This is a genomic window from Achromobacter pulmonis (assembly GCF_002885955.2).
GTDB classification, from domain to species: domain Bacteria; phylum Pseudomonadota; class Gammaproteobacteria; order Burkholderiales; family Burkholderiaceae_B; genus Achromobacter; species Achromobacter pulmonis_A.
This window is the reverse complement of record NZ_POQS01000008.1, coordinates 341011-365199: the sequence shown is the minus strand read 5'-3', so window position 1 is coordinate 365199 and position 24189 is coordinate 341011. Positions and strand designations below refer to the sequence as shown.

Genomic DNA, 24189 nt, shown 5'->3' with positions numbered 1-24189 from the left:
AAGAGCCCCGCCTGACTATTTGCCCGGGCGACGCGTCCGCAGGTTCGGAACCATCCTCACGAGAACGCCGTCCTTCCTGACATAGTGGTGATAGAGCGCGGCTGCGGCGTGGATGAGAATCAGCGCCCATATGACGAAGGCGCCTGCAGTCTGGTGGAACCAGTCGATGGGCGCTTCCCATTGTTCCCAGGTCAGCCCGAGGCGCTCGGTCACCAGCCAGGCATAGAGCGCGGTGTCGTCGAACTTCGGGATATCGATCCAGCCCAGCGGCGCGCGCAGGCCCAGGTAGCCGGTGATCGGCATGACGATCATGAAGAAATAGAGCACCCAGTGCATCGCCGTGGCGGCAAGGTGTTCGACCCGCTGCCCGTGCGGAAACCCGGGCGGCGGCGCGACCCTGCGCCAGATCAGCCGCAGGATCACGATCAGTCCGATCGCCACGCCGGTGATGGTGTGGATGCGCATGGCCACGAGGTTGGCCGGTTCGCCGCGCTCGGTGAACCAGATGCGGTAGTAGACAGCGATGTACGTGGTAAGAAACAGCGCCACCGTCGTCCAGTGGAACAGGATCGCCAGCGTGTTGTAGCGCAGGATGGCGGCTTTGGGATCGGCAGGACTCATGGGGCTTTTCCCTTCTTCGGCGTCGCCACCGTGGTTGCCAGCGACGTGTTCTTCATCAGCCATTCGCAAGCGCCTCGGCCACGGCGTCCGCGAGCGGCGTGGTCGGACGGCCGATCAGGCGGGAAAGCTCGCGTCCGTCATCGAACAATGCGCCGGTCGAGGCATCCACGTCGAACTGGGCGATGGCCTCGGCATAGGCATCCGAGATGCCCGCTTCTCGGAGCAGGGCGGCATACTCGGCGGGCGGCAGGTTCCTGTACGGAATCTCTCTGCCAACCTGCCTGGACAGCTCGGCCGCCAACTCGGACAGCGTGTAGGGCGCATCGCCGGCAAGCTCGTACACCTTGCCGTCATGACCTTCGCCGGCGAGCACGGCCACGGCGGCGTCGGCAAAATCGGCACGGGTCGCCGCCGAAATCCTTCCATCGCCCGCGCTCCCCGCGAAGAATCCTGCCTGGAGGGTGGCAGGGATCGACGCGGTGTGGTTCTCCGAATACCAGCCGTTGCGCAGCACGGTATGGACAAGCCCTGAATCCTTGAGCGCGGCTTCGGTCGCGACATGCTCGGTCGCCAAGCTCAGCGACGAGGTATCGGCATGCAGCAGGCTCGTGTAGACGATCCTCTTCACGCCAGCGCCCTTTGCGGCCGCGATGACATTCGTGTGCTGCTCGACACGCCTGCCGATGTCGCTGGACGAGATCAGCAGCAGCGTGTCGGCGCCCGCGAGCGCGGCGTCGAGGGTGTCGGGTTTGTCGTAATCGGCCGCACGCACTGCGACGCCGAGGTCGGCCGCCTTTTCAGGGCTGCGTGCGAGCGCAACGATGTCGGTGGTCGGGAGCGCCGCTCTCAGTCTGGGGACAACAAGACGCCCAAGGTGGCCCGATGCGCCGGTGATGGCAATGATCATTGCCCACTCCTCATTTCAGTGATTGATGCCTACAATGTACCGGTCATCCGAACTAAACGTAAGTACGAACACAAAGGTACGTGTTATGAAGAAGAAGCGTGCACCGGTCGCCCCCGCATTGATCGGCCTTTCCGAGAAGCTGCGCCGCGGGGACCTGCTCGACCCCGGCTGTCCCACGCGGGACGTGCTGAAGCACGTGACCAGCCGCTGGGGCGTGCTGGTGCTGATCGCCCTGGAAGGCGAGACCTACCGCTTCAGCGACCTGCGCCGAAAGGTCGGCGGCGTCAGCGAACGCATGCTGGCGCAGACTCTGCAATGGCTGGAAACCGACGGATTCGTTTCACGTCGCGCCTATCCGGTGATGCCGCCACATGTGGAATACAGGCTTACGCCGCTGGGCGATGAAGTGGCGGAAAGAGTGCGTCTTCTGGCCGACTGGATCGAGACCAACTTTCCCAGGATAGCGAAGCATTGGGAGGCGGCATCGAAGAAGCGCACGACGTGAGTCCCCTGGTTCGCCGATGTCCGCGGAGCAGTCCAACCATCGCTGTGCGGCGGACCGTTCGCGTCTCACGGCAGGAGACCCCGGCCCTTGCTTCCGTTCTGGAATCAATCATCTTCTTGTTGCCGGGATAGTCATTCGCGCACAGTCGCTGTATGGTCTCGCAATGCATTCTCATTCCTGCCCTACTAAGTTCTGCCGCTGTGTATCGTGCCGCGCATCCTGTTGCTCGCCATGTCTGGTTGAAGCTCGTCGTCCTCACGCTGGCGGACACCGCTGGCTTCCTGGCTTTGAGCCTGTCCGCAAGGCTCTGTGGAAACCGCGCGTGAGTATCGATCAGGTCGCGTCGATCGGTGCGGGAGGGGCCGCCTGATGCTCGTCGACAGACACTGGGTTGGAGACTGGCAGCCGGTACAGGCGAGCGATGGCAAAGGTGCGTTCGTGCGGCAGACGTCCAGCTTCCGCAACTGGGTGACAGCGGATGGCGAGGCCGGCCCCACCGGCGAGGGCGGGTTTCAGGCCGAACCGGACCGCTATCATCTCTATGTCGCGCTGATTTGCCCCTGGGCATCGCGAACGCTGATGGCACGCGCGCTCAAGGGCCTGGAAGACGTCGTTTCGCTGACCGTCGTCGAGCCCGAGCTGTCCCCGCAGGGCTGGCGGTTCGGGGACGATCCCGAATCCACCGACCCTGTGAACGGGGCGGCCCACCTGCACGAGATCTACACCGCCGCCGACCCGCATCACACGGGCCGGCCTACCGTGCCGGTCCTGTGGGACAAACGACGCCGCACAATCGTCAACAACGAATCGGCCGATATCCTGCGGATGTTCAACACCGGCTTCGGAGACTTCGCTCGGGGCGACATCGACCTCTACCCCGTGGATCTGCGCGAGGAAATCGACAGTCTTAACGAGGCGATCTATCCGCGCCTGAACAACGGCGTCTATCGTGCCGGCTTCGCCACGACGCAGTGCGCCTACGAAGAAGCGTTCGCGGACGTCTTCGGCATGCTCGACGCCCTGGAAGCGCGGCTTTCCGCGAAGGGACCGTTCCTGACCGGCGAGCGCTTCACCGAAGCCGACATCCGCCTGTTCGTCACATTGGTGCGCTTCGATGTGGCCTACCACGGCCTGTTCAAGTGCAACCTGCGCCGCCTTGCCGACTACCGGGCATTGAGCGCCTATCTTGCGCGCGTTCTCGCCATGCCGGGCATTCGCGAGACGGTCGATATCGGGCACATCAAGCGAGGCTACTACTCGATCAGGGCGCTCAACCCCCATGGCATCGTGCCGCTGGGACCGGATTTACCGGGGCTTGACCCGGTGGTGTTGCCGGGGCCCGGACGCAGCGCCGGAACGGGAACGGAGGTCTGAAGCGAGCATGGAGAGACTGGATTGCGAACGCATGTTCGTCGCCGTGCTCGATACCGGCAGCTTCGCTCGCGCGGCCAGGCGGCTGGGCACCAGCGGCGGGCAAGCCTCCAAGCTCGTCTCCCGTCTGGAGAGCGACCTGGGTGTCCAGCTCATCAAGCGGACGACGCGCGCACTGGCGCCCACCGAAGTCGGCCAGGCCTATTACGAACGCATCAAGGCACTGCTGGACGAGCGGGATGCGCTCGAAGCGGCCGTCCGCAGCATGTCGGGCACGCCTTCCGGGCGCCTGAAGCTGAGCGCTCCCCTGTCCTTCGGCACGCTGCAACTGGCGCCAGCGCTCCTGGATTTCGCCTGCGAGTACCCCGCGATACGGCTCGACGTCAGCTTTTCCGACCGGTTGGTGAACCTGGTCGATGAAGGGTTCGACGCGGCTGTCAGGGTCGGATTCCTGAGCGACAGCGCGTTGATCGCGCGCAAACTGTGCGACGTTCGCTTGGTGGTCGCGGCGTCGCCGTCCTATCTCGCAGCGAACGGCACGCCCCGGCATCCCACGGATCTTCATGGACATGCCTGCATCATGGACGCCAATCACCGCGACCCGGATCACTGGCGGTTCATCGCGCCCGGTGTCGGCGGGAGCATCGACGTGCCGGTGTCGGGGTTGCGCTTCTCGAACGGCGAGGCATGCGCTGCCGCGGCCGAGCGCGGATTGGGCGTGGCCTGCGTGCCGAGCTTCATCGCTGGGCCACGCATCCTGAAAAGCCACCTGCGACCGCTGCTGACCGAGTACGAGGATGCGCCTATCGGCGTCTATTGCCTCTATCCGCCAGCCCGGCATCTAGCGCTGAAGGTGCGCGCGCTGGTCGATTTCCTGGCGCTGCGCTTCCAGGGCGGGCCGGAATGGGAACGCGGCTGGTGATCGGACGGTGCCCCGGCCGGGCTGGCGCATTCGCGCATCATTTGGCAGCGGTGTCGTCCGGTTCGCGATTCGGAACGATTTTGTTTTCAAACCTACCCACAAACGGAGTAAGTCAACCATGGCAAAGCGAGTACTGGGCAATTCCGGGCTTTCCATCTCACCGCTGGTATTCGGCGGGAATGTCTTCGGCTGGACGGCGGACAAGGCGCAATCGTTCGCGCTGCTCGACCGCTTCCTCGATGCCGGCTTCGAGACCATCGACACGGCCGACGTCTATTCGTCCTGGGTGCCGGGCAACAGCGGCGGCGAGTCCGAGACGATCATCGGCGAATGGGTGAAGTCACGCGGCAACCGCGACCGCGTGATCCTGATCACCAAGGTCGGCATGGAACTGGCGTCGGACAGGAAGGGCCTTTCCGCGGCCTGGATCGAGCGCGCCGTCGAGGACTCGCTGCGCCGGCTCCAGACTGATCGCATCGATCTCTACTTCTCGCATCTGTTCGATGCCGAAGCACCTCTGGAAGAAACGCTGCAGGCCTACCAGCGCCTGATCGAGGCCGGCAAGGTGCGCGCTGTCGGCGCCTCCAACCATTCGGCCGAGCAGTTGGCCTCGGCGCTGCAGCTGGCTAGGGACGCCGGACTGCCTCGCTACGACGTGCTTCAGCCGCAATACAATCTCTACGACCGGGACAGCTACGACGGCGCGCTGCGCGACCTTGCGATCGCCGAAGGCCTGGGTGTTATCACCTATTACAGCCTCGCCAGCGGTTTTCTGACCGGCAAGTACCGCAGCACCGACGATCTGGGCAAGAGCCCGCGTGGCGGCGGCATCGAGCGGTATCTCGATGCGCGCGGCCTGGGCATCCTTGCGGCGCTCGACGAGGTAGCGGCCGCCCATGGCGCCGCGCCTGCCGAAGTGGCGCTCGCCTGGCTCATCGCGCGCGAGGGCGTCACCGCGCCCATCGCCAGCGCGACCCGCCTCGACCAGCTCGAAAGCCTGATCCGCTCGACGCAATTGACGCTTTCGGCCGACGATATCTCCCGGCTCGATCAGGCCAGCGCGATCTCGGGAGAGCCGCAATGATCGTTGACCTGACGGGAAAACAGGCGATCGTCACCGGCTCGACCGCCGGCATCGGCTTCGCGATCGCCGAAGGGCTGGCGAAGGCCGGCGCAAGAGTGGTCGTGACCGGACGCACGCAGGCGGCGGTGGACAGCGCGGTCGAAGCGATCAACATCGGGCTGGAGGCACCCCGCGCCGCCGGCGTCGCCGCCGACCTCGCGACTCCCGAGGGCGCCGCGGTCCTGATCGCGGCCGTGCCAGAAGCCGACATCCTGGTCAATAACCTCGGTGTCTATGGCGCCAAGCCGCTCTTCGATCTGGACGACGCTGATTGGGAAACGATCTTCGGCGTCAACGTCGTCAGTGCTGCGCGGCTGGCGCGCCATTACGCGCCGGCCATGAAGGACAGAGGCTGGGGCCGGCTGATTTTCATCTCCAGCGAGTCGGCGCAGAACATCCCCGTCGAGATGGTCCACTACGGCGTATCCAAGGCCGCGCTTCAGGCCTTGTCGCGCGGTTACGCGAAGGCGTTGGCGGGTACGGGCGTGACCGCTAATGCCGTCCTGCCGGGGCCGACCCGGACAGACAATGTCGGCGAGTTCCTCGCCGATCTCGCCCGGCAGCGCGGCATTCCGGCCGGGGAAATGGAGGAGAGATTCATCGTGGAGAACCGGCCGTCGTCCCTGATCGGACGCTTCGCCGCGCCGGAGGAGGTGGCGAATCTCTGCGTATATGTCGCCTCGCCGCTTTCGAGCGCGACGACCGGGGCCGCGTTGCGGGTCGAAGGCGGGATCGTGGAGGGAACCACGTGATGATCGAGATCACGGACGGCCATTCGCAGGCACAACGACATTGAGACAAAAAGAAGGGCAGGAAGTCGCTCCATGTTGAAGGACTCCAACTGGAACTACGACTCGATCACACGAATCCTGCACTGGGTGACCGCCTCCCAGTTCAGAACGAGTGATGCTCACAGAAATGTTCTTTAGATGATCGACAGGTAAGGATTATTCGGTGGCGTCTCCGAAAACAACAGGCCAGCGTCATCCAGAAGGTACCCATGAAGGCGGCGGGATTTTCTCGGCCCAGTGACCTCGCAGGTCCAGATGTTCAGGCCGCAGGCCTGCTTGCGATGCAGTTGCAGTTTCTCGAAGCGCTTCTGTATCCATTGCCAGTCCTGCACCTTGTCCTGTTTGGCGAGCGCCGCGATGGAAGGGTGCTCCTGGGCGTAACGCTGGAACAAGCCAGGACTGACGAGGTAGGCGGTATCGGCCACGGTATGCACCAGCGCCTTGGCGTCGTTGATGATGAGCCGCCGAGCCTGGATGCCTTGCTGGAGCCAGGCGATGAAATGCTCGCCGGACGGTTCCATGCTGCCAAGGGCTTCAGGCGCCCGCTTCGGCGGACTGGCGTCGGTGTCCGTGGGTTGTACGGTGGGAGGTATCGACGGGGCGCTGTTGTCTAGGATGGGCTGCTCCCGCTCGCCATCGCTCTCCTGCGCGGGTACCGCGAGCAGGGACAGCAGATCGTCCATCGCGGCGTCGGCAGGCGTAGCTTCGGGAGGCGGCTGTCTGGCGACAGGGTGAGCGCTGTCGGCCTCAGTTCTGATGCTGCTCGGGGCATCATCCGTGCCAGTCGCCGGTTGTTCGAGAGTGTCAGCCTCGGCAGCCGCCTCCACTATCACCGTCCCGGCGAAGGGTTCAGGCCGCTCAGCCGGCTGCCAGATCAGCGCCGGCGACAGCCGCAACAGCGTAAAGCTGTGTGACCAACCGGCCTCGCTGCTGACCGTGGCACGCCAGATGGCCTTGCCATCGGGCGTCGGCTGCAGCATGCCATGTTCCTGCAGGACGTTGAAAACGGCGCTGTTGTTGGAGGGAATGCCGTCGATACCCTGGGACAACAGATGGGCGCGCAGTTTGTCAGAGACTGTCTTGCTGACCAACCACAAGGCATCCTCAGTGAGCCAGCCATCCGAAGCCTGGGGCTGGTTCAGCTTCAACTCTTCCTTCAGCAGGTAACGCAAGCCATCGATCAACTTGCGCTGCAGGGCGTGTTTGGGTGCGGCCATGGCGCGGGCGGGATCTCCTCCCAGTTCCTGGGCCACCGAGGCGCGGTCGGCCTGGATGACGAGCTCTCCCAGGATGCCTGCATGTTCGTACTGACCGGCCAGCACATAGAGCAGTGATGCCCACAGTGCGGGGTAGCCACTGAGCCAGTCGAGAACGTCGCCATCGAGCAGTTGATGGTAGAGCAATCCTGTGGCGGCACCATGCAGGCGGTACTCGCGGTCATCCCGGTAGCGAAAGCGGTATGGGCGTGTCAGTGGCCCATGCCAGGGGTGCCAAACGCCGCCATCCTCATACTCGACGTGAAGGTCGACGGCAATCTTGCCGATATCGTGGAGCAACGCCGCGTAGGCGATAGCCGCCGTCCAAGCTTCTGACTGGGCTGCCTGGTCTTCGGGGGGAGCGCCAGCCGGCAGCAGGTGGGACTGTCGCAGTTTGAGCGCGTAGGCGATGATTTCCAGCCCGTGATCGAGCATGCCGCCGTGGTAAGCATGGTGATGGCTCTCCGAAGCGGGAAACTGCTGGACCAGCTCGGCGTAGTGCTCCAGCGGTGCGCGATACAAAGTGGCGAACTGTTTGCGCGATAGCGATGTGCGCTGCCAGATGTGTTCCAGCAGCTTCTGCCGGCGCGGCGTCGCCAGCAAGGACGCGGCCGGCTCGGGCTGCAGCAGCCCTTTGGGAAGATCGGCGGCGGGTGCCGGCGACGGAGCGGCAGTGACCGAGATCCGTTTTCGCTGGAACAGGGAGAGCATGCGAGTGTCCTGGTGATGGGCCGGCCGGGGGGCCTTTTCGCCTTTTCGAGGTAGGGCCTTTCCCCTTGCACCCCATTCCCTTCCCGCCTTTCAGCCCTTCGGCCTTTAACAGCCTTTTGGTATAGAGCGGCGGATATTGATCGTCCATCGTCAATGCGGGGTGTGGCGAAGCCGGTTTGATACGAGAAGGCTGGCTGTTCTCGCTCTACGATGGGCCACCATTGGATTCGGAGGGACACCATGAACCCTTACATTGACAACGTAAGGATAATTCCTTACAATGACGGCATCTCTATTGGGAGAGTTGCCATGCCTGCCATACATGAAGTCGCCACACTAACCTCCAAAGGCCAGATCACGCTGCCTAAGTCCATCCGGCAAGCCCTCGGCGTGGACACCGGCGGCAAGGTTGCGTTTGACCTGCGTGATGGCGAAGTCGTCGTGACCCGCGCCGACGCCGAACACGAAGACCCAGCCATTGCAGCGTTCTTGAGCCTGCTGGCCCGCGATATCGAAGCTGGCCGGAATGTTCGTGGGCTCCCGGAGGATCTGGCTCGCACGATGCTGGAGCATGCGGGCCACAACGTGGTCTTGGGCGATGATTTCGATGAAGACGTGGAAATCTGATGCAACAGCATGGCTGGACGCTGCTGTTTCATGACAACCTGATCGAACAGTTGATGAAGCTGCGAGCGGCTGTACTGCGCGCGCAAGAGAACGACCCGGAGGGTTTCGCGTCCAATGCCAACGTCAAGTTCTTCCGGGCTTTGATTCATTTGATGCAAGACGTGGTGCCGGGTGATCCAGCGCGCGACGAGTACCGTCAGGGCAACACCATGGGGCCGGCTTATCGTCACTGGCGGCGGGCCAAGATCGGAAGACGGTATCGGCTGTTCTTCCGGTACGACTCGAAGGCAAAAGTCATCGTGTATGCCTGGGTCAACGACGGCCAGACCTTACGGTCATCGGGAAGCAAGTCAGACCCGTACGCCGTATTTGAGAAGATGCTCGGACGCGGGAATCCGCCAGACGAATGGAGCGCATTGGTAAGGGCAAGCAAATCGGATTGGAGCAAACTGGAATAGCTACCTCACATGCAACAGGTGACGATCATGAACACACGACCCCGTAGCAATACCGCAGAACGCTTCGGTCGCTGGCTCGGCCGCGGCTGGCGGGGCTACGTGCGCCGCGAGCGCCGGGTAATCGCGTGGCTGGCTTCGGCTGGCGTGCCGACCGGTGTCGCGACCGCGCTGGTGTGGATCGTCAAGCTCGCTGCGCTGGGGGTGCTGCTCTATACGGCATTCTGGCTGGCGCTGCTGTTGGTGTTCGCCATCGTGGCTGCCTGGGCCTCGGCAGCGAACACCCCGGACGAAGACGTCTGGCCCTTCACCGACATGGACGAACTTCGCAACACGCCGGGATACGACCCCAACCTCTACAACGACCACACCCACGTCGACTACAAGGACGACTGAGGTTCAAGGTCTACTTGAGCTTCCCGCCCGTCATGGCGCTGGCACCTTTACCGCCAGCCTGTGCGCCTCCCTTGGTGCCTTCGGCCATGCCTTGAATGGCCTGCCCTGCGCGAAAGCCGACCCATCCCAGCGCCGCGATCCAGAACCCGGGCAGTATCAGAAACATGGCGCCCATCACGAAGTTCAGCAGCATGTCGCCAAACGTGTTGTTCAGGCCGATCAGCGGATCGAAGTTGGTATGCGGGCGGTTCCATCCGAACCCCCAGCCGTAAAGCGCATCAAGGATCGTGCTGTCGATCCAGCGCGCCAGTTGCAGCCAGAAGTCGGTGAAGAACAACGCAAACTGGACGACGGTGAGCGTGACAACGGTCTTCAGGTCGTAGGTGCCGATCAGCAATACCATCGGGATGCAGATCACCAACGCCATCTTCAGGAACGCCAGCACCATGGGTAAGGCTTGGCGCACGACGTCCATTGCCGGGAAATAGGCAAGCCCACCAACCGACATCCCGACGTCACTGGCGGCGCGGTTGATGACGTTCGGCAGCGTCTTGTCGATCTGTCCGCCATAGTCGGTATAGACGCTGCCCTGATTGAGCTTCTGCTGACGCGGCGAGGCAATGGTGCGGATTACCGAGTCATCCACTTCGGTGCGGCTCAGGAAGCCGGCCCAGCCGGCCAGACGGTTGAGCAGGCTGGGATCGACTTGATCCAGCAGGCGTGCGCGCAAGCCGTTGCCACTGTCGTTCCACCACTGGCGGCAGGTCGGATAGCCGGCGCCGCTCGGCACCTGTGCCAGGCCGGCATCCCGGTTGCTGTCGTAGGCCCAGCCATCGCGCGGTGTTCTGGCGCGGTAGGTGTCGTAGTAGCCGGGGTTGTTGAGGAAGAACCGCGAGCCGATCCAGGTGACGTCGTGCATCTGGGCTTCGTCGAGATTCGGGCGATTCATGAACAGCTTGGCGCGCGAGGGGCCGTAGCAGTCGTGGGTGAAGTCGGCGACTTCCTGTGCCAAGACCGGGTCGTCGATGCGTGTGGCATTGACCTCCATGCGGATCTGCCGCAGGTCGGTTCCGCACGGAATGGCGGCGACCGACGCGCCGGTGATCGCGCGAGACAGCGCGTGCATGAACGCCCACCATACCGGTACACGCGCGCTCTGGTTGTTGAGCGTGCTGAACGATTGCGACCAGCCGGTTTCGCCGGGCTCGGGCACGCTCACCTGGCATTGCGCCGAGCGAGCCTGGTCGTACTTGATGGTGTTGAGGTCGACGTCGATGAAGGGGATGCCGGCGAACATCACCACGACGATCGCCACCCAGACGCGGTTCTCGATGCGCACCGAGGACAGTGCGCCCTTGTTGCCTTCATCCGCGCCTTCGGATCGTGCCCGGAGCCATTCCTGAACGATGATCGCCACGAAGGGAATGGCGAACACACCGCTGGAAACAAGCACCGCCCAGATGCCGTTGTGGATGACCCAGCCCAGCAGGGTCAGGTAGTACTCAAGGTAGTCCGTGGTGAACAGCGTCATGTGCCGGTCTCCTGCTACGCCGCTTGCATCAGCAGGCTGGCTTCGAGCGCGACGATCCCCGCCACGCCGGCGACTTCCGCGCGCAGGAGGCGACGCCTGGCTTCCGTGCCGGACTCGCGCGCCAGCAGGCGCCGGCGCATCCAGATCCAGCCGTAGCCCGTAGCCCCGTAGAGGCACAGCCGCCACAGGAAAAAATAGCCGGAGGCCTCGGCGAGCCAGCGCTCCCATCCGACAACGCTGCCGAGGTAGTGGATGCCCGCGATATTGGCGGCCACGGCCGCCACGAGTAGCAGCGCCGTCCACAGCAGCAGCTTTCCCACCCTGCGGTTGAACAGCCAGCGCGGCCAAAGCCAGGTCGGGCTCATGGCGTGCCTCCCGGATTGGCCCGCTGCAGCTGGTCGAGGCGATCCGGCACGGGGTCGCCCTCATAGACACCCCGAGAACCGGCGGCCCTGGTTCCATGGCGCTGGATGATCGTCATGGGCGAGTTGTTGGCGAGCGTACGGCGCAGTTCGAGCTCGGTCTTGAGGTTGGAGATCTCCCGGTCGAGCGTGTCGCTTTCCTGATCGACGGCAGCCGTCGCCAACTGGTTGGCGGCGACGTTCGGTTCCTTGCGCCCGGTCAGCAAGGTGCGCTGCAGCAGCAAGGCTTTCTCCAACACCGACGCGAGCGCTACTTCCGAGGCCAGGCGTTGCGCCAGGACGTGCTGATCCGGCTCGTCGCGCAGGGCTTCGATGACGCCGCGGGTGATCGGCAGCGAGACGCTGCCGGCCTCGCGCAGGTTCTCGAAGGTCGTGTTGCGTGCGCCACTGACCAGCTCCTGCAGCACTTCCAGCTTGGTGTCGTACTCTTCCTGGATCAAAGGCGTCAGGCCCACGCCCGGCACGGTTTCAGTCTTGGTGCAGGCATCGCAGGTGCGCTGCTCCTGTTCACCCAGCACCCGCGTGGCCCACTCGACGGCCTCCTGCGGCGAGGCCCAGGTCTGGCAGGCCAGACTGTTGCAGCTGGTCGGATCGATGGCGGACGTATCGGTCGCGCTGCGCCCGTTCAAGAGGTTGTAGCCCGCGCGCGTCACGTCGCCCACCACCTTGATCGACGGCTGGCCAGTGCCGCCAGCGTTGCTGCCGCCGACCCACGGTACGCCGTCGTTGCCCCGGCGCGTCTCAGCCTGCTCGATCGCTGACACCGCATCCGTGCTCGAAACGGCATCGCGCAACGCCATGCCTTCCGCCATCTGGCTCCAGCCAAGCTGACCACCCGCCATGTCGGCCATGCGTTCGGCCATCGACCTGCAGGTCAACTTGGAGCGATCAAAATCCAACCTCGCCTGGAGGACGCCATTGGTCAACAAGTTATACAAGCCCGGGTCGGCCCTCTGGATGATCAGTGCCGGAAGCGAGGCAACGGCGCTGGTCGCGCTCTGGATCACGTTGCTCATGATGTTCTGAAATCCATTCGTCAGCCCGTTGAGCTGGTTCTGGATCGTGGTGCTGATGCTCATGTCGCCGCAGACCAGGTTGCTGTTCCACCCGACTCCGACCCCGAGGGAGCGCATGCCGGCCGCATCGCTCATTGAGACGGCATTTCCGCCACCGATCGAGTACATGACCTCGTCGCCAATCACGCTGCCGCTGGTCTGGAAGCCGCCGCTCTGGGCAAGCACCAGGCCGCTGGCAACGGCCAGTGCGCAGGCCAGCGCACCAGGACGCCAGAGGTGTGCGAGGCGGTGTGGAGTCGTCAGCTTGGGATGTTTCATGGCGAGATCCTCAGAAATCCACGCTGCCGAGGAACACCTGTCCGCGGCGCTGGCAGCAGCTGTACGGGCGCCACAGCGCCCAGGCGTAGTCGCCCTGTTGTGCCTGGGGCAGCGACCCGGCATGGGGAAACACGGTGCAGGTGTTGGAAAGACGTGGTGTCAGCCGCTGCCACTTGCCGGTGCTGGCGTCGCTTTCGATCAACGCGCCGGCCGGCCAGTAGCCGTCGCGCGCGTTGGTCAGCAGTGGCTGGTACACATGCAGCTGGCCGCGGCGGGTCACGATGTCGCCGGCGCGCTGTGCAACGACCGCGCCGGCCTTGTAGTCGTCGGCCTGGTGCAGGAAGCCGCCCCTGGGATAGACGTTGCCCCACAGATTCAGCCCGGAGCGTGTGCCGATCTCGCGCATACCGGGGATCAGTGCCTCGGGATACACGGCCTCGGGTACGTTGTAGCGCCAGGCCAGCGTGTCGAAGGTGCTGAGCAAGTACGGCATGAAGGCAGTGCCGGCGCCCTGGCAGATGTAGCCGGAGGCCGAGGCGAACTGGCTGAACACCTGGCCGCCCGGATGGCCGATAACGTCGGCGTTCTTGAACTTCGCCAGATTGTTTTCGTGATCCTCGTTGGTCGTGCCATCGCCGCCTGCCTGGGCTGTGGGATTGGGCTGGCTCATCGCGCGCACCTCGACCCACGGGTTCTCGCCGGTATTCGAGTAGCTCGACACCACGGCGTCGGGAACGTAATGCCTGACCTTGATGGAAGTGCGCACCGAGCAGCCCGACAGGGAGCAGTACAGCCAGTAGCAGATCCCGGTGACCCGGTATTCGAGGCAGTCCGGCGACAGGGTCGAGGAGATGATGGTGGCGGTGTTGAGGGCGAAGCTCGAAGTGGCGCTGCACAGCAGCGCGGCGGCGGCACCGAGCCGCAGGCGACGGGAAATCATGGTTGCTCCTCCCGGTAACGCTCGATGCGGGCCAGCGCCTGGTCGAGGTCGTCTTCCCCGTACACGACGTAACGCTGATCGACGATCACCGCCGGAATGCTGGTGATGCCCAGGCTCCAGGCATCGGTCACGCCCTGGTAAGCCTCCCGCATGCGCTGTTGCAATGCGTGGCCACCGTCGTTCAGGCGTCGCTGGACGAGCGCCGCGGCCTGTTGCGGATCGTTCGGCAACCGGGCCGACAGTTCCGCCTCGATGGCCTGCGCCGCGTCGAGCTGGATGATGCGATCCGCTGCCTGGGCGCCGGCCACCGGGTGGCGGGTATCCGTCACGATCCAGATCTCCGCTGCGGCCACGTTGCCGGTGACCAGCAGCAGCGCCGAAAGGGCCAGTGTCTGGCCGAGGTGTGCAAGAAAGGCGTGCATGGGGCTCGTGTCTCGGAGTGAATCGACCCCGGTAGTCGAACCCATGGTGCAGATGCGCACCACGAACAATGCGCACTGTGGCAAGCCCTGTTTTCTGGTGAGACAAAGGAAGTAAAAAGGCGCATGGACCTGGGGACAGGTCCATGCGTGGGATGGGGCTTGGCAAACCCGCTCAGGTGCGGCTACAGCAAGCCGTTCTCGGCAAAGGAGTACGGTCGGCCCTCGCCGATGATGAAATGATCCAGCACCCGGATGTCGATCAGATCCAGAGCATCCTTGAGTCGGCGGGTAATCGCGCGATCGGCAGCACTGGGCTCTGAGTTCCCCGAGGGGTGCTGGTGCGCGAAGATGACGGCGGCGGCATTGGCTGCCAGCGCACGCTGGACGACCACCCGGGGATAGACTGATGCGCCATCGATCGTGCCGCGGAACAGCGGCTCGTAGGCCAGCACCTGGTGGCGTGTGTCGAGGAGCAGGACGGCGAAGATTTCATTGGGTTCGCCGACGAGCATCAAACGCAGGTAGTCGCACACGTCGCTCGGGTTTCGCAAGGCGGCACCCGCCTTGAACATGCGTCGCTCCAGCAGCGCAATTGCCTGTTGAACGATCCTGTCTTCGTGCGTATCGACAGCGACGGGATCGTGGTCCAACTCGGTACAGGAGTCTTCGAGAGTCAGTACGTCGGTCATGGGAACCTCCAATAGATGAGCGGAGGCACCCCTACGGAGGCGGAACCTCCATGGGCATGACGAAATGAAAAAACCACACATCCACCAGCGCGGACGCTGGCCGTTCGCCTCGGGATGCGTTGCGAACGAAGGTCAGCGCAGCAGTGCTACGCCGTAGCCTCGAAGACCTCGGCTACCTGGGCATGTCGCCATCGTCGATGGCGGACAAACCTGCGGCGCGCGCCGGAGCCGCGTCCGGTGCGTCGCCCATCAGAAGATCCATCGCGGACAGCAGTGCATCGCCTTCGACCGGCCCTTGCAGAAGCAGCGACCGTCCGCTCTGGCGATCCTCCAGGCGCAGGCTGGGGGTGGCTGTGATGCCGCCGTGCGCACCTTGTTCGGCCTGGGAGCGCACGATGGCCTGCGGACGCCCGCTGTCCAGACAGTGTTGCAACGCCGGCGTCAGTCCTGGGTAGCGACTCCCCTCGGGGAGTCCCTGGCCGCCGCTGCGCGTGTGCTGGTACAGCCAACCGACGGCATCGAAGAACGCTTCATGCCCGCCGGTTTCACCCGCACATTCGGCCAGGCCCGCCAGCTCCGAGGCAGCCGGCTCGTGCGCTGCCAGCGGTAGGTGATGCCACTGCAAGCTGATATCGCTCTGCTGGTCGATCCAGGTCTTCAGACTTGGGTAGTAGTCCTTGCAGAACGGGCATTCCAGGTCGGCGTAGAACGTCAGCACGAAACGGGCGTCTGTCTGGCCATGGCGCCACGGCGGGCCGCCCGGGTGGTGCTGGGCGACCGGGGAAGGCGCGGCGCCGGAGTTCTCGCGCAGCACCACGGCGAGCAGCGCGAACAGCAGCACCACAAGCACGCCGATGGCGCACAGCAACAGGCGCAGGCAGCGCCGGCGGCGTGCGGACGGTGATGGGTTCATTGAGCGATGGGGAGGCATGGCGTGCTCCGGGAGTCAGGAGAGCAGATCGGCGTATGGCAACGGCTCGATGCCGCGTGCCCGGTCGATGTTCTCGGACACCTTGAGCGCCGCTTCCAGCTCGCTGATGCCGAACTGCTGCATGAGCCGGTATCGCTCGGCTTTTTCTTCGGGTTCGGTCTGGGCCAACGCCAGGTAGAGGCTTGGCGGTACGGCCCTGAACAGCACCTCCATGTTCTTGGAGAGAATGACGCCCTCGGTGAATTTCCCGGCTTCCTTCCTGGCCGAGAGCATCAGGGCCTTCTGGGCCGGGTTCAACTCACGAAAACGTGCGATCTTCTCCACTTCGTCCGGGGGCATACTCAAACACAGCCACCACTCAATCATATTGAGCATCGGCTCCGCCGCCCTGGGCAGATCGTCGATATTTTGCGTCGCCAGCCAGTACCAAGCGCCTAGCTTCCGCCACATTTTGGTGATCTTGACTACGTAGGGCGCGAGCAAAGGATTTTTCGTGACGACGTGGCCTTCGTCTGTCACGTTGAGGATCGGCCTACCGAGAAACTGATCGCGTTCCGCGATGTTGTTGACGGTGTTGATGAGCGAGATGTAGGCAATCGAGAGCTGGGCGTTGTAGCCCTCCCTGGCATAGGTGGCGAGATCGACGACCGTGATGTCGGCTTCCGGCCAGGGCGTGCCTGGGCGGTCGAACATTTCGCCGTCCGAGCCTTGCGTGAAGATGTCCATGGCATCTGCCATCTCCAGCAAACGTGTGCGCCGGCTCTCGGGCAGGCTCGAATCGTTTCCGCGATCACGCAGCGCATCACGCACGTCGCGAGTGAGTACATCACGGTCTTGTGCGACACAGTGGCGGGCGGCGTCCAGAATGCACTGGCGGATCAAGGAGCGATCGGCACGCGTCAGCCTGGCTTCCTCTTTGTCTTCACCACCCGTGATCATCAGTCGCGCGGTGATCTCAAGCTCACCAAGCACATCGCGCTGCTCGTCCGCATCGACGGCGGACTGATCGGCGGATTTTTCTTCGTCCAGCGCATCGGCATCCAGCGTCTGCACGTCGCCTGGTGCCTCAATCAACCGGCGCGCATCGGCGAACGGCGCGAGGCTCACGCCCGAGCCGGGCGCGAGCTTGACCCGATTCACCGACAGGCCCAACCGAGCGGCGAAGTCAGCCAGCAATCCAAAGGAGTTGCCGGCTTCCACAATGAACATGCGTGGGCGATAGATCGCGGCCACCTGGTTGAGGATGTTGTTGAGCGTGGCCGACTTGCCCGAGCCCGTGGGGCCGAACAGGAACAAGTGGGCGTTCATTTGCCGGTCCAACCTGCTGAACGGATCGAACGTGATCACGCCACCGCCGCGATTGAACAAGGTGATGCCGGGCCTGCCCGTACCCTGACTGCGTCCCCATGCCGGCGACAGGTTGGCCGCGTGCTGGGCGAACATCAGTTGCGTGTACCACTGCTTGCGGTCGGCACCGGGGTGGTAGACGCAAGGCAGCCAGCGCAGATAGCTGTTGAGCGGGGCAACCTCGTCCTCTTCACGGACAGGCTGCAATCCGGCGTTGAGCATCACGTTGGTGAGCTGCAGGCCGCGCCGATCCAACTCGTTTTCGTCCTCGCCGCAGAGGTAGAACACCAGCGAACCGCGGTACAGCTTGTGGGCGCTGCCGATCAGCGAACGCGCCTCCTGCACGTCCTGGAGTGCCTGTTCGGATGCCAGGGTCTCGCCGACGGCTTTCTTCGCCAGGTGATTGAGGTGCGCTTCGAGCACGTCCTGCGGTGTTGCGACCAGCGTCAGGCACATGACGGCGCCTTCAGGCAGCTGGTCGAACAGCGTGTTGATCGCGTCGCCCTTGCGCGTTTCGCCGGTCAGATGGCCGACGGCTGGTGGCGTGCGCAGGCGGTCGGTGACCATGACCCGGTGCGGCAGGCCATCGAAGTACCACAGTCCCTGCTCGGCGTCGGAGCGTGGTTGACCGAAGAACACCCTCTGCGAGAAATCCTTGCCGCTGGCGAGTTCGATTTCGTCGGGTTCCGAGGCATCCGGATAGGTCGCCAGCCGATAGAAGCGTTCGCGGTCCTGTGCCGTCGGGCCGAGCATGGTGGGCCGGGGGTTGAACCAGCGCAGCAACCAGTCATGGATCTGCGGCGCTCCCATCCGGCGCGTCTGGATGCCGGCATTGGACAAGCCGCCAATCAGGCGGTCGCACACGACGTTCAGCGCCTGCTCGGGCGTCTGGCCGCGGCGACCGGTCTGGCCCTCGGCCCGGCGATAGACCACCATGCGCACACGCCGGCTCTGGCCGCGCCACGGCAGGCGCGTGACCACGCTGTCCTCGAACAGTCCACCGGCCTTGGAGACGGCGCGCAGGTGATGGGCGAACGAAGTCAGGTAGAACTCGGTGAAGTGACTGCCCTCGGCACGCGGCTGGACGTAGCCGCGCAACGTGTCCAGGTACTGGTCGAAGTTGGCCTCGTCCTGGGCGTAGAGCTGGAGCACCCACGGATTCGCATCGAGTTCGTCGAAGCTGTCCTGCAGGGCGTTTTCCAGCGCGTCGCGCGCCTGCGCCAACCAGGCGGCCTCGCGGCCCTCGGTACCCAGCGGCGTCAACTCGAAGAAAGCGGCGACCGAGACACCATCCTCAAGCAGCATGCACTGCGAGTCCGGCAGGTACTCGACCCACGGCAGCAGCGCGACGAACGACGGTGCCACGTCGTACAGTGCCTGCTCGTCAGCCGCTGTGGCCGGACGGTCTTGCGCGACCGCCGCACCGGGTTCGGGAATACCGGCCTCGCACAGTGCGCGCACATAGCGCGTCCAGCCGTCCTGCCGGTCTTTGGTCGGTGCGGCATCGTCGGGAGCACGCCGGCGCCAGGGCAACGACCAGGCCATCAGTACGCCTCCGTGCGTTCGCCCGGCATCGCGTACTGGACACGCTGATACAAGGGAAAGACGGTCGAATAGCCCGGCACCGGCACGGGGTCGGTGCCAGCCAGGTGCGGGAATACATACATGACCAGATCCGGATTCGGCAGCCGCGGGAACTGGTGATGAATCTCGTTCGCCGCCGTGCGCGTGTAGCGCATCTGCTCGGCCAGAGCGGCCTGCACATCCGCCTCCGTCAATGGCCGGCGCAGGCTCTGGCGCGCATCGAGCAACTGGCGGCGGGCGACCTGGCCGCTGCCGCCGTCGCCGGCCTGCTGGTGCCAGATGTCCTGCATGGTGCGGCCACCGTGCGGCATCAGCTCTTCCTTGCTGGTGGCGCAGCCGGCCAGCGACGTCACTACCGCCACCAGCAGCAGCGGTTTAATCCAGATCGAGTGCATGAGCGTCTCCTACACGATGGTCGACGCGGCGGCCTTCGGGGTCGTAGTCGATGTGAAGGGGTTTTTCGAGATGGACGGCGACCTGGGCGCCCGGCTGGACATAGACCGCCGCGAAGGCTTGCCCATAGAGGCGGTTCACCCACTGCGACATGTCCTGCACGCCGCCGGCGAGGATGCGTCCGACCGCCTCGTTGGTGCTGATGCCGACCGTGCCGATCGAGCCGTCGGCACCGACATAGGACATCTGGCCACTGTCGGACTCGATCAGCGAGGCGGCACCCGCGCCCGCGGCGGTAATCAAGGCCTGAGTGCCGAGATACTGCTGCGCATTGCTGCGGCGTTCACCACTGACGCAAGGAATCCCATACGGGTCGCTGATCCAGCCCAGGCCATCCTGCTGGTTGTTCTGCTGGCTGTTGCGTTCGTTGTCTTCTGGAATGGTGCGAACGGTGCCGTCATGAAAGACGAATGTGATCGAACGCACCTGTCCCCTGACACATGACAAGGTCCAGTCGCCACTGGCCGTACCGCTGAATACCGCGCCAGCGACATCCGGGATATCAATCCCGTTCGCGGTCAGGTTGTCCGGGCCGACGAGGACTTTGAACGGAAATGGGTCGTTGACGGTGCCATCGATAGGAACCCGACCGATCAGCGCGGTCATCGCCACCGAGCCCATCAGGGTGGAGTTCGTCGGTACGGTGTAGACCGGCTGAGCCGTCTTGACGCCGGCCGCCCTGGCACCGGCATCGGCCACATGTTCGACGGTGGTCTCCAGTGTCTTCTGCGCCGGCCCGAAGCTGGTCGGGAAGCTCAGGCTTGTACCCGTGCGCCCGTCGGTCTGCCTGGCGTCATCCGGTTCCACCCAGCGAATGCCCTCGCCAGCGAAACTGTCGCCATCGCCTTCGCGCAGCCCCAGCCCGACCGGCAGATCGGCATGGCCGCCACCACCGATGTTCTCCAGCCGGCGCTGCAGATCCTGCAACAGGCCTTCGGTCTGCCGGCGCTCGCCGGCCAGCCGCTCCTGGTCACGGCGCAATGCGGTGCGTTCGGCTTCCAGGGCCGTGTCGATACGCTGGTCGATCGCGCTTTCGCGCTGGCGCAGGCGCTGGTTCTCCTCGCGCTGGGTGCGGTTGTCCGCCGTCGCTGTCTGCAACTCAGTGCGCAGTTGCCGCACCTGCGCCACCAACGTGGCGACGGTATCGCGGGGCGTGTCGCCTTCGATGCCGAGTGCCTGCATCTCCTCGGCGGTGAGCTGCGGGTCAACATCAACGATGGGGCGAGGCTGATCGCCGCCGCCGGAGAACAACCGGATGCCGAAGAACAGCACCAGCAAGGCGACCGGCAGCACCAGCCATTTGAGCAAGCCATTACTGCGCATCGCCGGACTCCTTGACGTCGTGACCGGGGACGGCCTGCGGCAGCAGCGCAGCCGGGTCGAAGCGATGGATCGCCGGCAGCAGCGATTGCGGCAGGCCGCGACCGCGCGTGACCAGATAGACGACCGTGGTGTCCTCCGGCGTGCCGCGCGGGCCGAGCATCGGATGCTGGAAGGTGGCGGTGAGGAAATCCCCCTGCAGGGCGCGCGGATCGAGATCGATCCAGCCGCTACCGGCATGGGTCAGCCGCACGGCGGTCACCCACTGATCTTCCAGCCGCCATGCCGCCAGCGCCTTGGCGTGCAGCGGCAGGGTCGGCAGCAAGGTGTCCAGCGGCAGGTCGCGGCGCAGGTTCACGCGCATGACGCCCGGCACGGGCTCCACGGTGCGCAGCGGTGCATACAGGCTCTGGGCCGCATAGCGGGTCAGCACCACCGGCACCGGTGTTTCGCGCCGGGGCGAGCGTGCCTGCTCCGGAGACGGTGCAGCCGCGCCGGCCGCCTGCGTCTGGCCATAGCGCTGCGGCGTGGCGTTGCCCTCGACGATGCGTACCGGCTCCAGCGGCGGCTCGCCGTCCTGGGCCGGTTCGGCGGCGATATCCAGCAGGATCAGTGCGCCGCTGTACGCATCCTGAAGTTGCAGCCGCGTCGGCTCGATCGGTTCGCTGGCGCGCAGATAGATCGCACCGCCGGCACTTTGCACGCGCAATCGGTCGCCCACGCTCGCCGGCACGCCGACGCGCACATTGCGATCCACGAACACGATGCGTTCCTCGCCGACCTGCAAAGGCACGGCCAGCGGCAGCCGCTCCCAGTGCAGGATCTCCACGGCATGCGCCATGGGTACCAGCGTGCAGGCCAGCATGCCCAGCCAGACGAGAAGGCGGGTCTTCATGGGGAGTCTCCTTGCTGGCCCAGACCGCCGCGGGCCGGGGGTTCGGGTGTGGGCGCAGCGATGCGCTGTGGCGCACCGTCGTAGCAGTCGAGGGCGAGGCCAAAGGGATTGCGCGCCGGATCGACGTCCGAGCGCTCGACCTTGATCGGGTAGCGCACCAGTGCGCGCTTGACCTGTTCCGGCCCGTGGTACTCGTCTGCACTGAGATCGAGCGTCACCACCCAGTTGCGATCGGACACCGTGCGCACGCGCGCGGTCGGGTTGTCGCCGTAGCCGCGCCCTGGAATCTCGTACACGCCGCGCACCCGCTGGCGCAGTTCGCCGGTACTGCGGCGATAGTCGTAGTCGGCCTGCAGGAAGGCACGGCAGGCGGGCGTGAAGTATGGCGACAGTGCATGCAGGTTCCGCGCGTAGTCCTCTTCACCGTTGGTGGGCCAGCGATGCAGCTGCTGCCACACGTAGAACGTGAAGGCATAGACGCTTTCCGGCGGCACGTCCCACCAGGGCCGGGTGCTGCCGGAACGCAGGTCGGGCGGTACATGAATGGTCAGGTCGCGCGGCGCGCTCCACCAGCCGCCACCCATCACCAGCGCGATCAGCAGCAACGCGCCGACACCCAGGCGCAGGGTCTTGATGTGTGCCTGCAGGTGCGCGACTTCGTTCCGGAAGCGGCTCATCGCGCAGCCCTCCGGTTCGACCAGCGGCCCGAGCGCGTGATCAACGCGTGGCCGCCGATCCAGCCAGCCACCAGCGGATAGCGGGTCGCGATGCGCCATTGCAGTTGCCGATACAACCAGGTATCGGGCCTGCCTCGTTTCTGTCGGCGCAGGATGCCGCCGCCGACGAACACGCCGAAGGCGACACCCAACACGATGAAGGTGGGCGCGATCGCGATGGTCGAGAACAGCCAGGCCAGCGGCACGCCGGCCAGCAACCCGCCCGCGCCGGACAGGCCGCAGCAGACCCATAGCTCGTCCGCCGTCAGGCCGCGCACCACCACGGGGTGGCGATTGAGCCGGTGCGGCAGGAACCCCACCGTGCCGTCCGCCCGGATGTGCTGAAGCTCGGACATGGGCACGCCCTCAGAGAATCCCGGTGGCCTCGGTCAACAGCCAGATGCCGATGACCAGCAGTACGGCGCCGATGGCGACCGTGAGCCCGAACTGGCCCCATGTTTTCCTGCCCGTATGGATCTCCGCATACGTTCCGTATGCGTGATAGCAGACACCGATGAACATCGAGGCCACGACCAGCAGTGCGACCAGCAACACGATGTCGTAGCCATAGTTGCGGATGGTCTCCATGATCCCGCCGCCGGTGCCGCGCGAGGGGTTCTCCAGTTGCGGCAAACCCTGGGCAAAGGACAGCGTAGGCAGCGTAATGAGGCTCAATGCCAGCGCGGCGTGCTGGGCGAGGCGGATGCGGGGGAAACGAGCGGTTTTCATGGTCTGACCCTTGTGGTTACGAGAGGAGGAAAAAAGTCAGCACCAGGTACATCGCGAGAAAACGCACGACGACGCCGAGAAACTGACGCTGGTTGAGCTGGTTCTCCGCCCAGCCGACGTAGGCGGTGCGGATGGCCCAGGCGCCCCACAGCAGCAGCACCGCGAACACGAGGCCGACGATCACCGTCGCCATCGCGCCGGGCGCGATGCTGCTGTTGGCCTGGAAGGCGCTGATCTGCGCGGGGGTCATGGCTGCGCCTCCGGCGTAGAGGGAGCGTCGGGCGCGGACTCGTTGCGGTAATCGCCGCTCAGTACGGCGGGGTCGCGCGGCTGGGCGCGGGATGGCGCGAGATGGAACTGGATGCCGGCGCGCACGCGCGCGAGGTCATCGAGTAGCCTCGGGTAGTCGAAGTGATAGCGTTCGCCCGTTGTGATCGGGGCGTCCGCCGCGCTCTGTGCGACGAAGCGTTCCAGCGCGTCGAGCTGGCGCAATGCCGCAGCCAGCTCCTGGCGTTGGGCTGGCGTGCCGGCGTGGGCCGCCAGCGGCAGGCTCGCCGCCAGGGCCGCCATCAGCAGGACGGCTACGCCGCGATGCGCGGCGTAGCGTGGAAACGAAAACACCATCGCGCCATTCCTCGGTTCGATCAGCAATGGCTCGATCGTGGCGAGGCAGGCGCTTCAACACCGCAAACAATGGGTACTGCGAGGTCACCGGATTGATATAGCGACCGATGCCAACTACATACGATGGATCGTGCGACGGGAGTGTCAGGACAGGTGCTTTTGAAAATCTTCTTGCTGTTGGCGCAGCTGGGTTATTCTTGAAAAATGACTCCCTTTGGCTATTCCAAACCGCTGCAATACCGGCTCGAAGGTCATCGCAGCGTGACTTGTGAAGACCCCGTGGAATGGTCACAGTGGTTCGCTACCGCCGACCGTCGCGTGGCGGAAACGTGGGTCGACGATGTCCGTATTTCCACAGTGTTTCTCGGGCTGGATCACAATCACCTACCCGACGGCGACCCTATCCTGTTTGAGACGGAGGTCTACGCCTGGGAAAACGCCGAAGCCGGCCACGCCGAACTGGTGGCAATGATCCAGACCGAAATGGCTGCGGAATCAGTTCAAGCCGGCGGGGCTTGGGACAGGGTTTTCAAGCGGCTTGTGGCGGATCAATCGGAAGACTGATTT

Annotated in this window: 28 protein-coding genes; 9 read left to right on the top strand and 19 right to left on the bottom strand. The window is 64.7% G+C overall.

The annotated features are described in order from the left end of the window. Positions 1-15: 15 nt before the first annotated feature. On the bottom strand, positions 16-684 hold the full coding sequence (locus C1I89_RS28255) for a cytochrome b (protein ID WP_102775627.1): 669 nt from the start codon (positions 682-684) through the stop codon (positions 16-18). Then, complete coding sequence (locus tag C1I89_RS28250) at positions 677-1525, bottom strand: SDR family oxidoreductase (RefSeq protein ID WP_146196951.1); 849 nt, start codon at positions 1523-1525, stop codon at positions 677-679. Before C1I89_RS28250 ends, C1I89_RS28255 begins: the two co-directional genes overlap by 8 nt. 88 nt (positions 1526-1613) lie before the next feature. Here C1I89_RS28250 and C1I89_RS28245 point away from each other — a divergent pair, with 88 nt between their 5' ends. The 5 genes from C1I89_RS28245 (at position 1614) to C1I89_RS28225 (ending at position 6201) form a co-directional block, all read left to right on the top strand. Then, positions 1614-2033: a winged helix-turn-helix transcriptional regulator gene (locus C1I89_RS28245; protein WP_102775625.1), complete on the top strand. Its 420-nt coding sequence runs from the start codon at positions 1614-1616 to the stop codon at positions 2031-2033. A gap of 369 nt (positions 2034-2402) precedes the next feature. Next, the gene (locus C1I89_RS28240; RefSeq protein ID WP_102775624.1) at positions 2403-3407 is read left to right on the top strand and encodes a glutathione S-transferase family protein; all 1005 of its coding nucleotides are present in this window, start codon (positions 2403-2405) and stop codon (positions 3405-3407) included. Positions 3408-3438: 31 nt separating this feature from the next. After that, positions 3439-4326, top strand: coding sequence for a LysR family transcriptional regulator (locus C1I89_RS28235; protein ID WP_219929616.1), 888 nt, complete (start codon positions 3439-3441; stop codon positions 4324-4326). A gap of 118 nt (positions 4327-4444) precedes the next feature. Then, positions 4445-5410 carry an aldo/keto reductase gene (locus C1I89_RS28230; RefSeq protein ID WP_102775622.1) on the top strand — a complete coding sequence of 322 codons (966 nt, stop codon included), beginning with the start codon at positions 4445-4447 and terminating at the stop codon, positions 5408-5410. Then, positions 5407-6201 carry an SDR family NAD(P)-dependent oxidoreductase gene (locus tag C1I89_RS28225; RefSeq protein WP_102775621.1) on the top strand — a complete coding sequence of 265 codons (795 nt, stop codon included), beginning with the start codon at positions 5407-5409 and terminating at the stop codon, positions 6199-6201. Before C1I89_RS28230 ends, C1I89_RS28225 begins: the two co-directional genes overlap by 4 nt. A gap of 173 nt (positions 6202-6374) precedes the next feature. On the opposite strand, the gene mobH is transcribed toward C1I89_RS28225, so the two are convergent. Continuing rightward, positions 6375-8207, bottom strand: a complete 1833-nt coding sequence (gene mobH / locus C1I89_RS28220; protein WP_102775620.1) for a MobH family relaxase — start codon at positions 8205-8207, stop codon at positions 6375-6377. 309 nt (positions 8208-8516) lie between these two features. On the opposite strand from mobH, the gene C1I89_RS28215 reads away from it, so the two are divergent. The 3 genes from C1I89_RS28215 to C1I89_RS28205 are packed head-to-tail and all read left to right on the top strand — an operon-like array spanning position 8517 to position 9685. Then, the gene (locus tag C1I89_RS28215; RefSeq protein ID WP_033947861.1) at positions 8517-8834 is read left to right on the top strand and encodes a type II toxin-antitoxin system PrlF family antitoxin; all 318 of its coding nucleotides are present in this window, start codon (positions 8517-8519) and stop codon (positions 8832-8834) included. Next, on the top strand, positions 8834-9292 hold the full coding sequence (locus C1I89_RS28210; protein WP_102775619.1) for a type II toxin-antitoxin system YhaV family toxin: 459 nt from the start codon (positions 8834-8836) through the stop codon (positions 9290-9292). The genes C1I89_RS28215 and C1I89_RS28210 overlap by 1 nt, the downstream gene beginning before the upstream one ends. Before the next feature lie 27 nt (positions 9293-9319). Next, a complete protein-coding gene (locus tag C1I89_RS28205; RefSeq protein ID WP_102775663.1) occupies positions 9320-9685 on the top strand; it encodes a DUF3742 family protein in 366 nt (121 codons plus the stop codon). A 10-nt stretch (positions 9686-9695) separates the two neighbouring features. On the opposite strand, the gene C1I89_RS28200 is transcribed toward C1I89_RS28205, so the two are convergent. The 16 genes from C1I89_RS28200 to C1I89_RS28125 all read right to left on the bottom strand — a co-directional run bounded on the left by C1I89_RS28200 (position 9696) and on the right by C1I89_RS28125 (position 23622). Continuing rightward, positions 9696-11216 (bottom strand): conjugal transfer protein TraG N-terminal domain-containing protein, encoded by a 1521-nt coding sequence (locus tag C1I89_RS28200; RefSeq protein ID WP_102775618.1) that lies wholly within the window; start codon positions 11214-11216, stop codon positions 9696-9698. Positions 11217-11230: 14 nt separating this feature from the next. Further along, positions 11231-11581 carry a hypothetical protein gene (locus tag C1I89_RS28195; RefSeq protein ID WP_033947722.1) on the bottom strand — a complete coding sequence of 117 codons (351 nt, stop codon included), beginning with the start codon at positions 11579-11581 and terminating at the stop codon, positions 11231-11233. After that, complete coding sequence (locus C1I89_RS28190; RefSeq protein ID WP_033947723.1) at positions 11578-12972, bottom strand: integrating conjugative element protein; 1395 nt, start codon at positions 12970-12972, stop codon at positions 11578-11580. The genes C1I89_RS28195 and C1I89_RS28190 overlap by 4 nt, the downstream gene beginning before the upstream one ends. Positions 12973-12982: 10 nt before the next feature. Continuing rightward, a complete protein-coding gene (locus C1I89_RS28185; RefSeq protein ID WP_033947724.1) occupies positions 12983-13912 on the bottom strand; it encodes a TIGR03756 family integrating conjugative element protein in 930 nt (309 codons plus the stop codon). Beyond that, on the bottom strand, positions 13909-14334 hold the full coding sequence (locus tag C1I89_RS28180) for a TIGR03757 family integrating conjugative element protein (protein ID WP_033947725.1): 426 nt from the start codon (positions 14332-14334) through the stop codon (positions 13909-13911). The genes C1I89_RS28185 and C1I89_RS28180 overlap by 4 nt, the downstream gene beginning before the upstream one ends. 182 nt (positions 14335-14516) lie before the next feature. Further along, on the bottom strand, positions 14517-15023 hold the full coding sequence (gene radC, locus C1I89_RS28175) for a RadC family protein (RefSeq protein ID WP_079384585.1): 507 nt from the start codon (positions 15021-15023) through the stop codon (positions 14517-14519). 172 nt (positions 15024-15195) lie between these two features. Beyond that, positions 15196-15936, bottom strand: a complete 741-nt coding sequence (locus C1I89_RS28170) for a DsbA family protein (protein WP_052151334.1) — start codon at positions 15934-15936, stop codon at positions 15196-15198. A 33-nt stretch (positions 15937-15969) separates the two neighbouring features. Next, the gene (locus C1I89_RS28165) at positions 15970-18846 is read right to left on the bottom strand and encodes a conjugative transfer ATPase (RefSeq protein WP_102775617.1); all 2877 of its coding nucleotides are present in this window, start codon (positions 18844-18846) and stop codon (positions 15970-15972) included. Further along, positions 18846-19280: a TIGR03751 family conjugal transfer lipoprotein gene (locus C1I89_RS28160; protein WP_033947732.1), complete on the bottom strand. Its 435-nt coding sequence runs from the start codon at positions 19278-19280 to the stop codon at positions 18846-18848. The genes C1I89_RS28165 and C1I89_RS28160 overlap by 1 nt, the downstream gene beginning before the upstream one ends. Continuing rightward, positions 19261-20661 (bottom strand): TIGR03752 family integrating conjugative element protein, encoded by a 1401-nt coding sequence (locus C1I89_RS28155; RefSeq protein ID WP_033947735.1) that lies wholly within the window; start codon positions 20659-20661, stop codon positions 19261-19263. Before C1I89_RS28155 ends, C1I89_RS28160 begins: the two co-directional genes overlap by 20 nt. Then, on the bottom strand, positions 20651-21553 hold the full coding sequence (locus C1I89_RS28150) for a TIGR03749 family integrating conjugative element protein (RefSeq protein WP_102775616.1): 903 nt from the start codon (positions 21551-21553) through the stop codon (positions 20651-20653). Before C1I89_RS28150 ends, C1I89_RS28155 begins: the two co-directional genes overlap by 11 nt. Then, positions 21550-22230, bottom strand: a complete 681-nt coding sequence (locus tag C1I89_RS28145; RefSeq protein ID WP_033947742.1) for a PFL_4703 family integrating conjugative element protein — start codon at positions 22228-22230, stop codon at positions 21550-21552. Before C1I89_RS28145 ends, C1I89_RS28150 begins: the two co-directional genes overlap by 4 nt. Next, the gene (locus C1I89_RS28140; RefSeq protein ID WP_033947744.1) at positions 22227-22625 is read right to left on the bottom strand and encodes a TIGR03750 family conjugal transfer protein; all 399 of its coding nucleotides are present in this window, start codon (positions 22623-22625) and stop codon (positions 22227-22229) included. The genes C1I89_RS28145 and C1I89_RS28140 overlap by 4 nt, the downstream gene beginning before the upstream one ends. Before the next feature lie 10 nt (positions 22626-22635). Continuing rightward, on the bottom strand, positions 22636-22998 hold the full coding sequence (locus C1I89_RS28135) for a TIGR03745 family integrating conjugative element membrane protein (RefSeq protein WP_033947746.1): 363 nt from the start codon (positions 22996-22998) through the stop codon (positions 22636-22638). Between the two features lie 16 nt (positions 22999-23014). Continuing rightward, positions 23015-23248 carry a TIGR03758 family integrating conjugative element protein gene (locus C1I89_RS28130; RefSeq protein ID WP_033947748.1) on the bottom strand — a complete coding sequence of 78 codons (234 nt, stop codon included), beginning with the start codon at positions 23246-23248 and terminating at the stop codon, positions 23015-23017. Beyond that, complete coding sequence (locus C1I89_RS28125; RefSeq protein WP_033947749.1) at positions 23245-23622, bottom strand: RAQPRD family integrative conjugative element protein; 378 nt, start codon at positions 23620-23622, stop codon at positions 23245-23247. The genes C1I89_RS28130 and C1I89_RS28125 overlap by 4 nt, the downstream gene beginning before the upstream one ends. A 204-nt stretch (positions 23623-23826) precedes the next feature. On the opposite strand from C1I89_RS28125, the gene C1I89_RS28120 reads away from it, so the two are divergent. After that, complete coding sequence (locus C1I89_RS28120) at positions 23827-24186, top strand: hypothetical protein (protein WP_033947750.1); 360 nt, start codon at positions 23827-23829, stop codon at positions 24184-24186. The last annotated feature ends 3 nt before the right edge of the window (positions 24187-24189 follow it).